Source organism: Luteitalea sp. (assembly GCA_009377605.1).
Classification (GTDB): Bacteria; Acidobacteriota; Vicinamibacteria; order Vicinamibacterales; family Vicinamibacteraceae; genus WHTT01.
Genome location: WHTT01000132.1, coordinates 1 through 12,798, shown reverse-complemented (window position 1 = coordinate 12,798; position 12,798 = coordinate 1). Strand labels below are relative to the sequence as shown.

General features: G+C 64.9%; 12 protein-coding genes and 1 riboswitch. Of the genes, 2 read left to right on the top strand and 10 right to left on the bottom strand.

Features of this window, described 5'->3' with window-relative positions; genetic code table 11:
* From GEV06_26395 to GEV06_26385, 3 genes are all read right to left on the bottom strand, one after another.
* The coding region (locus GEV06_26395) for a TonB-dependent receptor plug domain-containing protein (GenBank protein MPZ21393.1) at positions 1-1,471 on the bottom strand (1,471 nt) is incomplete at its 3' end.
* 116 nt (positions 1,472-1,587) lie between these two features.
* A riboswitch (cobalamin riboswitch) is annotated at positions 1,588-1,792 on the bottom strand.
* A 66-nt stretch (positions 1,793-1,858) separates the two neighbouring features.
* The gene (gene leuB, locus GEV06_26390; protein MPZ21392.1) at positions 1,859-2,932 is read right to left on the bottom strand and encodes a 3-isopropylmalate dehydrogenase; all 1,074 of its coding nucleotides are present in this window, start codon (positions 2,930-2,932) and stop codon (positions 1,859-1,861) included.
* 186 nt (positions 2,933-3,118) lie between these two features.
* Entirely contained in the window at positions 3,119-4,372 is a 1,254-nt protein-coding gene (locus GEV06_26385; protein ID MPZ21391.1) for a 2-isopropylmalate synthase, read from the bottom strand.
* A gap of 127 nt (positions 4,373-4,499) precedes the next feature.
* Between GEV06_26385 and GEV06_26380 the strand changes: the two genes are divergently transcribed.
* Positions 4,500-5,423, top strand: a complete 924-nt coding sequence (locus tag GEV06_26380; protein MPZ21390.1) for a LysR family transcriptional regulator — start codon at positions 4,500-4,502, stop codon at positions 5,421-5,423.
* 23 nt (positions 5,424-5,446) lie between these two features.
* On the opposite strand, the gene GEV06_26375 is transcribed toward GEV06_26380, so the two are convergent.
* Positions 5,447-6,340 (bottom strand): hypothetical protein, encoded by an 894-nt coding sequence (locus GEV06_26375; protein MPZ21389.1) that lies wholly within the window; start codon positions 6,338-6,340, stop codon positions 5,447-5,449.
* A 301-nt stretch (positions 6,341-6,641) separates the two neighbouring features.
* On the opposite strand from GEV06_26375, the gene GEV06_26370 reads away from it, so the two are divergent.
* Positions 6,642-7,820, top strand: coding sequence for a glycosyltransferase (locus GEV06_26370; GenBank protein ID MPZ21388.1), 1,179 nt, complete (start codon positions 6,642-6,644; stop codon positions 7,818-7,820).
* Between the two features lie 478 nt (positions 7,821-8,298).
* Here GEV06_26370 and GEV06_26365 read toward each other — a convergent pair whose 3' ends face one another.
* The 6 genes from GEV06_26365 to GEV06_26340 all read right to left on the bottom strand — a co-directional run.
* Positions 8,299-8,766 carry a DUF411 domain-containing protein gene (locus GEV06_26365; protein MPZ21387.1) on the bottom strand — a complete coding sequence of 156 codons (468 nt, stop codon included), beginning with the start codon at positions 8,764-8,766 and terminating at the stop codon, positions 8,299-8,301.
* A 68-nt stretch (positions 8,767-8,834) separates the two neighbouring features.
* Positions 8,835-9,164, bottom strand: coding sequence for a type II toxin-antitoxin system PemK/MazF family toxin (locus GEV06_26360; protein ID MPZ21386.1), 330 nt, complete (start codon positions 9,162-9,164; stop codon positions 8,835-8,837).
* A complete protein-coding gene (locus tag GEV06_26355; GenBank protein ID MPZ21385.1) occupies positions 9,161-9,391 on the bottom strand; it encodes a ribbon-helix-helix protein, CopG family in 231 nt (76 codons plus the stop codon). Before GEV06_26355 ends, GEV06_26360 begins: the two co-directional genes overlap by 4 nt.
* Before the next feature lie 130 nt (positions 9,392-9,521).
* A complete protein-coding gene (gene leuD / locus GEV06_26350) occupies positions 9,522-10,130 on the bottom strand; it encodes a 3-isopropylmalate dehydratase small subunit (protein MPZ21384.1) in 609 nt (202 codons plus the stop codon).
* Positions 10,131-10,207: 77 nt separating this feature from the next.
* Complete coding sequence (leuC, locus tag GEV06_26345; protein ID MPZ21383.1) at positions 10,208-11,629, bottom strand: 3-isopropylmalate dehydratase large subunit; 1,422 nt, start codon at positions 11,627-11,629, stop codon at positions 10,208-10,210.
* Between the two features lie 156 nt (positions 11,630-11,785).
* The coding region (locus GEV06_26340) for an FtsX-like permease family protein (GenBank protein MPZ21382.1) at positions 11,786-12,798 on the bottom strand (1,013 nt) is incomplete at its 5' end.

Genomic DNA, 12,798 nt, shown 5'->3' with positions numbered 1-12,798 from the left:
CAATGTGGTCCACACGACCACCGAGCGTCACGACCATGCGTCCGTCGCGGAGTCTTAGCGTGTTCTCCCCATAGAACCCGGCTGTGCGTTTGTTGTTGTCCGCCGAAAACGGGGCGGACCGATCTCCCGTACGCAGGTACGATCGACTGACGCTCGTGACCTTCTCGTAGTCGAAGCCAACGACGACGTTGTTCTGATCTGACCAGCTCCAGGCATCCCTCAGCTGCAGGCCGGCCCAGCCGAGGTCGCTCTCGAACGACAGGTAGGGCAGATACGGCTGGTCGAGTGGGTTCGTTGTCGTGACGTTGAAGGTGTGACTCGATTCGTCGGCGTGGTAGCCCGTGACCGAGAGGGCGTGGCCGCCGACGAGGCCTGTGAGGCGCGCGTCCTGACTCGAGCGCTCGAGGTTCTTGCGACCTTGGGAGCTCACGCCCGTGAACAGGTCGCCCGGCGTCATGATGTCGCGCCCGCGGTAGCCATTCCCGCGTGCTTCGAGACGCCACGCGCCCAAGTTCACTCCCACACGTGCGGAGCCGTCGTAGGTTTTGTAGCTGGTGGCCGGCCGCACCTCGCCATTGCCCATGCGGTAGTCGTCACGTTGATCGAACGCGTTGCCGCCAAGGTCGAAGTCCACCCGCGATGACGCGCTGCCGCCCACGCGCCCCGAGAGCTCGGACGTCGCGAAGCTGCCGCCGCCGAGGCGCGCCGTGCCGGTAAGCTTGCCGCGAGACTGCCGCGTGATGACATTGACGACGCCGCCCATCGCCGAGGAGCCGTAGACTGACGACGCGGCGCCTTTGAGGACCTCGATGCGTTCGACGCTGTCCACCTGCAAGGTCGCCAGGTTCGTCACGCCCGAAGGCCGCCCGTCGATCAAGAGCAACGAGCGCTTATTGATGCCGGAGAACTGCGGGCGGAATCCTCGAATACCAATGCCTGACAAGACGCCGTTGTATTGAATGACGTCCACGCCAGCGGCCTTCTTCAGGACATCGGTCAGATCCGTGGCCACTGTGCGGTCGATGTCGGCGCCGTCGATGATCTCGACCTTCTGGGGCGTCTCGGCAACGCGCGTCTCGACGCGTCGTGCGCTGACGACAACGCTCTCCGAGAACCCGCCGCCCTCGAGAACGGCGCGCACGGGCGGCGCGACGCCACGGGCGGGCACCGTCACCGACTGGGTGGCTGTGGCGTACAGCGCTAGTTCGACTGCGACGGTATAGGTGCCTGGCCTCAACGTCTCGATCGCGAAAGCGCCGGTGCCATCGGTGACAGTCGTGCGCACGACGCGACCGTCCCTATCGGCGACCGTGACACGAGCGCCAGGGAGAACCGCACCGGCTTCGTCGAACGCCGTGCCGGTAATCGCGGGAGCCGTCTGCGCGTCCAGTCGGGACGGCAGGGCAATGAGACACGCAATGCTGAAGGCGGCTGGGATTAGCCGACAAGGGCGAGCAACAATCCGAACCATGAGCGTTGCCTCCGCGGGCAGCGCGGCAGACCGACGGCGGCAACGATGAAGGAGTGCGTTGGAAGGGCGGCGTGACGCCGGAGGTTCCAGTGCGCACTCTCTGTCGTCGCAGAAAGTCGACCGCAGAACCCCTGGGTAGGTCTCCTGGCTCGGAAGGTAGCGAACGTTCGTGCCGTTTGCTGGGCCGCTTCACCTTCCCCGGCTACTGGCCGAGTGGTATTTCGAAGCGACGCGCCTTCACTCACAGTGGCGGGACCGCGCCGGATTTGCACCGGTCTTCCCCGTTATGCCCTCGTGGGCACCCAGGCAGAGCGTGATGGTAGCACACAACGGAATGAGGCGGTATCCGGCACCACAGACCGTTACCGATTCAGCGGCTACAGCCCACTAGCTTGCTTCGGCAACGCGGTCCGCTATCGCGGCGGCCATCTCGGAGCATGTAAGTGAGCGCGCGCCAGGAGGCGCCAGGTCGGCGGTGCGGGCGCCTCGAGCGAGGCTGTCCGCCACGGCCTGCTCGATGGTCCGTGCTTCTTCGTCGGCGTCGAAGCTGTGGCGGAACATCAGCGCCACTGAGAGGATTGCGCCAATTGGGTTGGCGATGTCCTTTCCCGCAATCGCTGGCGCAGAGCCATGCACCGGCTCGTAGAGCGCCGGCCCATTGCCGAGGCTCGCCGAGGGCAACAGGCCCAGCGATCCACCGATGGCGGCCGCCTCGTCCGAGAGAATATCCCCGAAGGTGTTCTCGGTGAGGATGACGTCGAAGCTCGCGGGCGCGAGTGCCAGCCGCATGGCACAGGAGTCGACGAGCACGTGCTCGAGCGTCACGTCTGGAAACCGGGGCGCGGCCTCCTTGACCACACGACGCCAGAGCTGCGAGGTCTCGAGCGCGTTGGCCTTGTCGACCGATGTCATCCGCCCGCGTCGCGCTGCGGCCAACGTGAACGCCACATCCGCCACGCGCGCCACCTCCGGCTCCGTATAGCGCAGCGTGTTGTAAGCACTGGTGCCATCGTCCTCGATTCCGCGGGGCTCACCGAAGTATAGGCCCCCGAGCAGCTCGCGGACGATGAGCAGGTTGGCGCCCGCGGTTCGCTCTGGCTTGAACGGAGAGGCCTCCTCGAGGCCCGGCCAGGCGCGGGCGGGACGTAGATTGGCGTAGACACCGAGGCGCTCTCGGAGCATGAGCAGGGCGGTCTCGATGCGCCCCTCGCGCGGTAGGTTGTCGAACGCCGGATCGCCGACCGCTCCTAGAAAGACGGCGCCCGCTTCCAAGCAGGCCTGCAAGGTGTCGCGTGGAAGCGCCGGCAGATCGAGGCGCAGCGCCGCACCGCCGATTGGCCAACGGCGGCTGTCGACCTGGTGGCCGAATCGGGACGCGGTCGCACCAAGCACTCGCTCTGCGGCCGCAACCACCTCGGGCCCGATGCCGTCGCCCGGCAAGATTGCAAGTCGAATGTACAAGGTTCTGAGTTCTGAGTTTGAGTTGCGCTCAATCGCCAGGGCGAATGCGCTGCTCAGTGTGCACCGCGCAATCCCGCCCAAACGTACCGACTTGGCAGGAGATCATATGCGATGTAGGACGTCAAGCGATGGTAGGGCGCGTCAGCCTCCCGCGCCGTCACGGCCGCCTCGGCGAGGCGGCCCTACCTAGACGCCGTGGCCGTATCCGACCTCGGCAGGTGTGGTGTCTTGGGCAGGTCGCGGGGCGTGGGCGGCCGAGCGGGTGGAATCAGGCGGCGCGGGACTGCCTGCAATCTCGCGTACGATGGCCGCGAGCTCCTCCTCCGACACGGCCTTCTTGCGGTCGGCCAGCGCAATCATCTTCCTATAGACGCCGTCGAGCTCGTGCTTGCTCAACTTGACGCCCATCGCCTCACACCGCTGTTGTACGGCGTGACGGCCCGAGTGCTTCCCGAGCACCAGCGTGGTGCGCGGCACGCCCACGCTTTCCGGCGTCATGATCTCGTAGGTTCGCCGGTCCTTGAGGACGCCGTCCTGATGAATGCCCGCCTCGTGGGCAAAGGCATTCCGCCCGACGATTGCCTTGTTGGCTTGGACCGACTCGCTCGTGAGCTCGGTGAGAAGCTGGCTAGCGGCGAATATCTCGGTGGTCCGAACGCGCGTGCGAAACTGGGTGCGATCCGGGCGGACCTGCGCGATCATGACGATTTCCTCGAGCGCGGCGTTGCCGGCGCGCTCGCCGATGCCGTTCACGGTGCACTCGACCTGCCGTGCACCCGCCCTGAGCGCAGCAACACTGTTCGCGACTGCGAGGCCCAAGTCATCGTGGCAGTGGGTGCTGAAGACCGCCTTGTCGGCATTCGGTACCCGCGACATGATTGCCCGGAAGAAATCCGTAATCTCGTCCGGCGTGCAGTAGCCGACCGTGTCGGGCAGGTTGATCGTCGTGGCACCAGCGCGAATCACGGCCTCGACGATCAGACACAAGAAGTCGAGATCACTGCGTGTGGCGTCTTCTGCCGAGAACTGCACATCGCTCGTATAGCGGCGTGCAAGACGGGTGGCCCGCTCCGCCGCCTCGACGCACTGGTCACGTGACATGCGCAGCTTGCGCTCGAGGTGGAGATCCGATGTCGCGATGAACGTGTGAATGCGTGAGCGCGTGGCCGATCGCAGCGCGACGCCAGCGGCGTCGATGTCGGCTGGGTTGCAGCGCGCAAGGGCCGCAATGATCGGTCTGCGAATCTCGGTGGCGACCAGACGCACCGCTTCGGCATCTGCCTCGGATGCAATGGGAAATCCCGCCTCGATGACGTCGACGCCAAGCGCGTCCAGCTGACGCGCCAACCGCACCTTTTCCTGGATGCGCATCGAGAAGCCAGGGGCTTGCTCACCATCACGCAGCGTCGTGTCGAACACAATGATGTTTGGGTCGGGCATCCAAGATCTCCGTCGACTTCTCCAGTACAGCGCACTCACAGATCCACAGTCAAATTTATAATCCTTACTAAAGCATAACGCTTCCGAATGCTATACTGAGGCGGCCAACTCGTCCGCTGGAGGTGACATGGACCTGGCCGAGCTGCAAGTCTTCCTTACAGTCGCGTCGGAGCGCAGCTTCTCCCGGGCCGCGGCCCGGTTGCATCGCACACAACCGGCGGTCAGTCAGGCCATACGACGCCTGGAGGACCACCTCGGCGAGCGACTCTTCGATCGCTCTGCCAAGGATGGCAAGCTCACCGATGCGGGCCGTGTGCTGCTCGATTACGCCGAGCGGCTGATGCGTCTGGCGGAAGAGGCAGACAGCGCGGTGCGCGAGCTGCGCGACTTGAGGCGGGGACGCGTGCTCATCGGTGCCAACGAGGCGGCCGTGCACGTTGCACTGCCGCTCGTCGAGCGATTCCGCGAGTCCCATCCGCACGTCCAGATCGATATTCGGCGCGTGCCCTCACGGCAGATTGGCGTCGAGGTCCTCCAACGCAGCCTGGACTTTGGTGTCCTGAGCTTCACGCCGGCGGAACGCGGCTTGGGAACGGTCACCATTGGTCACGACGAGCTCGTGATGCTTGCCCATCCGAAGCACCCGTTGGCATCGCGCAAGCAGGTCACGATGGCAGAGTTCGGGCGGCAGGACGTGATTGCGCACAACGAAGCCTCGCCGGCGCGCGAGCGCGTGCTACGGCTGTTCGAGCAGCGCCACGAGCCACTCAACATCGTCATTGCCCTCCCCAGCCTGGATGGAATCAAGCGCGCCGTCGAGATGGATCTGGGCGTCGCGCTGCTGCCGCGGCGTTGCGCGCTTGCAGAGCTCACCGCTGGACGACTGGCGGCAATACCGGTTGCGCAGGTCCGGCTCCCACGAGCGCTGCGGCTCGTCTACCGGGACGGCGCAGAGCTCTCGCACGCCTCGCAGGCGCTGCTCACCGCGGCGCGCGAGTACAGCGCCGAGCTCAAAGACTTTCCGGAGGAGGAAGACAGCCGGCTCGCGTAGCCCACCACTTGCATTGACAATCGTCAGGGCTCCGGCCCGGCCCCCCGCAGGAATCTCCACACGCTGCGTCCGCTGCGCCCGAGCGACGCGCCCACTTTCGCAGCGCTCGTGGCCAGCGCACGACCAGTCGACATGCCGGCGATCCCGACGGCCTTCCCCGTCTCGCGGTTACTCACTGCAACCGCGTCAGCCGTCGAGTCGCCCGAGAGGATCATCGCCTGCCACGGTTGTTGCAAGCCGTTCAACGCTACGACTTGTCCCGCCTTGGCCTTGTGAAGCCGCGTCAGGACGCGGTTGGAGAAGTCGGACTGCATCTTGACCGCCAGCGGCCAGGCCGTTGAGCCGATCCACGATGCCGCGCCGAGAGGGGCCCCCGGCTCTCCCAGGTTGATCACCCTTTCCGTAGGAACGCTGATCATCTCGTCGCAGCGGTCACCGCCGCAGCCCCAAGCGCATCGCCGCTGGCTGAGGAACGAGGCGTGCTTGCCTCGCGAGATCCATACCCTGGGCCCCTGATCGACGGCGTCGACCGTGTCCGCGCCCGCGCCGTGGCTGGCGTCACAGACCGTATCTTCGTGGGCGGCGGCATACCAGTACAACGCGGTCCACGCCGTCACTGGCGCGTGTCGATGCTCGGCGCGGAGCAAGACCGAGACGTGCTCGACGTCGAGCGCATGCGCGATGCGGCCGCAATCTCGGCCCCACAGATGGTAGTAGTGAATCTCTACGAGAGCGCCGGGCCAGCCTGGGCCGAGGTTCTCGAATACCTGGCCGTAGATCGTGCCGTTGCGTGCGACGACACGCGGCTCCGGCGAGCCTGGGAGAAACTCGGCTGGCAGGCCATCACATTCGCGGGCGCTGATCAGGAAATCCGGCGCGAAACGTTCGAGGAGCGCAGTTTCGAACGCGTCCGGCAAGCCATCTCGATCCTGGTCATTTCCGACGACCTCCTCGGCAGCCCTCGTCTCCCCGGCGGAATCCCCGGCAGAATCGTAGGGAGGCCGCGGCGAGGGGTCCCTACCACGATCGTGGTGGGGCGTATTCGCCGAACGCCCGATGGCGAAAGCGATCCCTGGCTGAGTCGAGGCGCCCAAAAGAACAGCGACCAGAACGACCGCCGGCCCTACCTGGACGGCGTGAGCCACCTTCCGAACCATTCTCACATTACCGAGAGGATGCTACTCGATTTGGTGCGGGACAAAAAAGGGGACGCTTGACATGCACGTGGCCATCTTCACCGACAACGACTTCGGCAAGGTGTCAGGAGTCACGACGACACTCCAGGCCGTGCTGCGGTGGCGCCCATCGGATATCCGCATCCGCATCTACACGGCGGCGGACCTCTCACGCGACCAGCCGGATTACCTTGCGCTGCGCTCCAGTGGCGTGGGCATTCCCTTCTATCGGGACATGAAGATGTACGTGCCGCGCTTCCTCGCGTTCCTGCGCCACGCGCAGATGGACGACCTCGACCTGGTTCACTACACGACGCCGGGACCGGTGGGCCTTGCGGCAATGTTCGTGAAATGGCGACTCGGGATACCGATGATCGGGAGCTTTCACACGCAGCTCTCCGAGTACACGGCGCTCCTGAGCGGATCGCCCCGTCTTGGCAGCCTCATGCGCGAGTATCAGCGCTGGCCATATGGCAAGTGCGAGCGGATTCTGGTGCCCTCAGAAGCCACTCGAGCGCTGCTCGTCGCTGCAAAGCTGCGCCCCGAGAAGATTCGCATTTGGACACGCGGCGTGGACACGGAGCGCTTCCGGCCAGCGGCACGATCGGCGGCGATGCGTGAGGCGTGGGGCGTGACCGACGATCGACCAGTGCTGCTGTACGTGGGCAGGCTCTCTGCGGAGAAGGGGCTCGGTCAGGTGTCGAGTCTCATGCAGGCGCTGCGCGCCACCGGTATCGACTACCGCTTCGTCTTCGTCGGTGACGGTCCAATGCGTCGCGCCCTCGAGACCGCCTGTCCAGACGCCGTGTTCACGGGCGCGCTCTCACATGAGGACGTCGCGGTCGCCATGGCATCGGCCGATCTGTTCGTCTTTCCGAGCCGGACGGACACGCTCGGCAACGTCGTGTTGGAGGCGCAGGCTTCTGGCCTCCCGGTGCTCGTCTCGGACGAGGGTGGTCCGCGCGAGAACATGGTGGCAGGCGAGACCGGGTTCGTGTGCGCGGCCGAAAGGGCAACCGACCTGATCTCGCGCGCGGTGCTCTTGGCGCGCGAGCGCGACCAGCGCATCGCCATGGGGCGAGCAGCTCGCGCTTACACGCTCGGGAGAAGCTGGCCGCGCGCCCTCGCGCCGCTCTATCAAACGTACCGCGATGTCACAGCGGCTCGCCTGACAATACCGGCGGTCTCCGCGACAAGGGCGATGCGAGCTCAGAAAGGATGACATGGCAAGTGCGCGTGAGCGGACCACGACTTCCATGCACGAGAGGAGCACGCGAGTGACCGAGACCGTAGGCGCTGTGTTGCTGTCGCTGTTTCGTTCGCCAGGCCAGCCGTGCGACGGCCGCCATGTTCGACTGGACAGGCGTCGCACGCATGATCTTTGGTGTATACGATTCGCTGCACGACCGCAGGCGCGGCTTCCGGGACGCCCCGGGGCGCCTTGCCGGTCCGGTGCTCTCCAATTCGTGAGGCTCGATGACATTCGTGCACAAGATCTGGATGATCGGCATCCTCCTCCTCGGCGTGACAGCGTCGGCAGGAGCGCAACCCTCGCAGGCGACACCCGGCACCCCTCCGGCGAGCACATGTGGTCTTCGTCTTGGCGTGCGGTTCAACGGCCTCAACAATCGACTACGCACGCTGGGTCCTGGAGGTTGGACCGGGTGTTTGGTAATCAGGATTCGGGGGGTTGGTCAATGCTACCGCGACGCAAACACAGAGGTCTTGCCCTGCGCATCGAAGGTCAACACGTCGTAGGCATCCTTGCGGAAGCCTTCCATCCCTGGAGATCCCATCGGCATCCCTGGCACCGCGATGCCCGGCACCTTCGGCCGTTCCTGTAACAGCTTGCGAACGACGTCGGCGGGAACGTGGCCTTCGACGACGTAGTCACCAACGATTGCCGTGTGGCAGGAGCGCATGCTGTCCGGGACGCTGTGCTGGTCCTTGATGGTCTCGAGCGCGTCGTATTCCACGTCTTTCGACGTCACGTCGAAGCCGTTGGCGCTCAGGTGGTCGTTCCATTTCGCGCAACAGCCGCACGTAGCGGTCTTGTAGACCGTAACGGGAACGGGCTTCTCCGCCTTCTGGGCCATCGCCGCAACCGCAGTGATTGAAACGAGAAGCAGGACACGCGTGAAGATGCGAGCCGGGCTGACGAGCAACATGTGTACTTTCCTTTGGACCCGTGTGAAGCGCACTGATACGCCAAAGCATCATTGTAGACCGACGCGGCTCAGTCCTCGATATCGAGCGCGATTTGCAGCGCCCGTGCGACCTCCTGGAGCGTTTGGGGCGAGAGTCGACCCACAAACCGTGTCAGTCTGGCTTTCGGCAGGCTGACGAGCTCATCGCAGTGAACACTGCTCTCGTGCTTCAGACCTTCATCAACGCCAACGGCCACCTGCGTCGAGAGCCCGTCGTGCCGTGAGTATATCGGTGCGCAGATCACGGTAGAAAGGCGCGAATCGACGAGGGTCTGGCGGCTCACTACTACGAACACGCGAAACCGCTTCGGTTCTGCGGCAGTCGGATGGGGGACGCGGTAGAGCTCCCCGCGCTTCATGGAATCACCTGATACTCCAAGACATCCTCTGCCTCGGCATTGAGGCGGTCGGCGTGGCGATTCAGCAGCTCGAGCTCACGTGCGTCTCGTGCCTGGCGACGCACCTGTCCGAGAAAGGTTCTCAAAGCCGACTCGATGAACTCGGAACGGCTCTGTTGTTTCCCTGCCTCCCGGTCAATCGCTTCCAGCAGATCCGCAGAAAGCGTCACCGATGTCTTGACTTTCATACCACCAACTATACTTCCAACAGTATTCCATATCAAGCGCACGACCAGCACCAGGACTTTATCAATGCGGTCTCGGACTGGGGAGATGAATGAAGCGCGGCGCTCGCGTGTCGGTCGGCGAGTGTCAGGATCAAAAGCCGCTGACGTACGGGAGACGCGCGGCGGTCGCCTTCACCTGCTCGGGATTCTCCAGAAGCAGGTTCGTGGCGTCCCACGCGCCGGAGACAAGGGCCTCTTGCGCGGCGCGCGACATGCCCAGTGCGACAACGCGATCACCGGCGGTCAGCGCGAGCGCCTCGAGATCGACATCGACGGCCATCGACGACGAGCTCTCGGCGAGATCCATCAGCCAGGACGCGTCCTCCGCTGAAACCGTCAAGCACGGAATGCCAAGCAAGACCGAATTGCCAAAGAAGATCTCGGAGAACGACTCTCCAATCACGGCACGAATACCCCAGCCGCGCAGCGCCTGCGGTGCATGCTCACGTGAGGAGCCGCAGCCGAAGTTGCGGTTCACGACGAGGATCGATGCCCCGCGGTACGCCGGGTTGTCGAACGGATGCGGGCGGCTCGGATCGGTCGACGCACGGTCGTCCTCGAATACGTGCTGATCGAGACCCTCGAACGTAATCGCGCGCAAGAACCGCGCCGGGATGATACGGTCCGTGTCTATGTCGTGGCCTCGGAGCGGCAGCATCGTGCCCGTCAGGCGTTGGATGCGAGGAGAGGGAGAGCTCATGGCAACATTTCAATGTGCCCGACCTAAAGGTCGGGCCTACACCCGTTGATGGCAAGATGCGCATGTAGGCCCGACCTTCAGGTCGGGCGACGCGGCGCGTCGAGCATCGTCCGAACGTCCACCACTTCACCTGCAATTGCCGCCGCGGCGACCATAGCGGGGCTCATGAGCAGCGTACGCCCGGTCGGGCTGCCCATCCTCCCCTTGAAGTTGCGGTTCGAGGAGGAGGCGCAGATCTCTCGGCCTGTCAGCTTGTCCGGGTTCATGCCGAGACACATGGAGCAACCGGCGCCGCGCCACTCGAAGCCTGCGTGCCTGAAGACCTCGTGCAATCCCTCCTGCTCGGCGGCGGCGCGCACACCCTGGGAGCCGGGCACGACGAGCGCCTTGACGTGTGGCGCCACCTTCTGGCCTGCCACGAGGCGCGCGGCCTCGCGGAGATCCGAGAGTCGCGAGTTGGTGCAGGAGCCGAGGAACGCGACATCGATCTTCGTACCGGTGATGGCTTGCCCGCCCGTGAAGCCCATGAACGAGAGCGCCTCGCTTACCGTGGAGCGCTCGTTGGGTTGATAGCTGTTCGCACCAGGGATGCGCTCGTCCACGTGAACCGACTGCCCCGGATTGAGCCCCCATGTCACGACCGGCGCCAGCCGCCCGGCATCGATCTCCACCTCATCGTCGAACGAAGCATCAGGGTCGGATGCGATCGAGCGCCACCACTGGCGAGCGCGATCGAACCCTTCACCCACCGGAGTGAATGGGCGCCCCTCCATGAACGCGAACGTCGTGTCGTCCGGATTGACGTAGCCGACGCGCGCGCCTCCCTCGATGGACATGTTGCAGATGGTCATCCGCTCGTCCATCGACATCCGCGTGATCGTCGAACCCGCATGCTCGTAGGCGTAGCCCACGCCGCCCTTCACGCCGAGCCGTCGGATGATCTCGAGAATCACATCCTTCGCGTAGACCCCGCGCCGAAGCACGCCGTTCACGTTGATCCGCCGCACCTTCAATGGCTCGAGCGCCAGGCACTGCGATGCCAACACGTCGCGAACCTGCGACGTTCCGATGCCGAAGGCCACGGCACCGAATGCGCCGTGCGTGGAGGTATGCGAGTCGCCGCAGGCAATCGTCATCCCAGGCTGCGTGAGACCAAGCTCCGGGCCGATGACATGGACGATGCCCTGGTGTGAATCACCGAGGCCGTAGAGCGGCACGCCGAAGTCACGGCAGTTCACCTCGAGCGCCGACAGCATCGCCTCTGCCATCTCGTCCGCGAAGGGCCGTTCCAGGTCGCGCGTCGGCACGATGTGGTCGACCGTGGCGAACGTGCGCTCGGGGAAGCGCACCTTCCAGCCGCGAGCGCGCAATTCGGCGAACGCCTGCGGCGTGGTCACCTCGTGCACGAGGTGTAACCCGATGAACAGTTGGGTTTGACCGGTTGGCAGGGTGCGGACCGTATGCGCGTCCCACACCTTTTCGAGCAGCGTCTTGCCCATGGATATTCAAAATAGCCGGCCCTCGGGCGACCCACACGCGATCCAGCCGAGAGCCGTGTCAACCCCAAGTACATACCATCGGCGCCGGGTAAGTCAAAGTTATAATGTCTACGAAATAATAACGTATTCTTCTGGGAGTGTCGGCGGGCCTTTGCCTCAGCCCTGCTCGCGAAGCACCGTCACCGGGTCGACGCCCGCCGCTCGGCAGGCGGGAACAAAAGCCGCCAGTAGGCCTACGGCAATCATCGAGACACAGGCCATCGCGAGCGCTAGCGGATCGACGGGCGACACTTGGAACAGCAGGCTTTCGAGGACTCGGGTCAGCGCGAAGGCGCCGATCAGCCCAAGGACGAGCCCGGCCGCGACCATCGAACCGGCGCTCCGCAACACCTGGGAAAGGACGTTCCGCGGCTGCGCGCCGAGCGCCATGCGGATGCCGATCTCGCCTCGCTGCAGCGTGACCGCATGCGCCAGGACACCGTACAAGCCGAGCGCGGCAAGCAGCGAGGCCACGAAGGCAAACGCGCCAATGACCGACGCTGGACGGCTGGCGGCCGACAGCGTCCGCGCCTGCACCTGGCTCATCGTCGCCACGTCTCCGAGCGGGAGGTTCGAATCGACCTGCCCGACCGCTTCGCGGATGCTAGGCATGATGGATGCCGCGTCTGGCTCCGTGCGGACGACCAGCTTGACGCCCCGCGAGGGAACCTGCGCCAACGGGACGTAGACCACTGGCGGGTCTGGCTGCCAAGGCACGTCAACGCGCTCACTGCGGATCACCCCGACGATTTCGAAGGGCGCCTTGATGGAATCTTCCTCTGCGTAAGCGGGACACGTGAGGTTCACCGTCTGCCCGACAGCGTCCTTCATGCCAGCGACGTCGACCAGACGCCTCGCCAGGGCTTCGTTGATGACGATGACCCGCCGGGCGCCTCCGCGATCGCGGCGGCTGATGCCGCGGCCGGCTGCAAAGGGAATGTCGAACGCCTCGAAATACCCGGGATCGACGCGCTTGAAGCGAACGGCGCCTTGCTCCACACCCTCGACGAACAGGCGCTCGCCGTTGTTGATCCATTCGAGCGGCAGGTGCGTCGACAACGCCGCGCGGGCAACGCCTGGCACCGCGTGCAGTCGCTCGGCAATCGACTCGTAGAAGCCTGCCGCGCGCT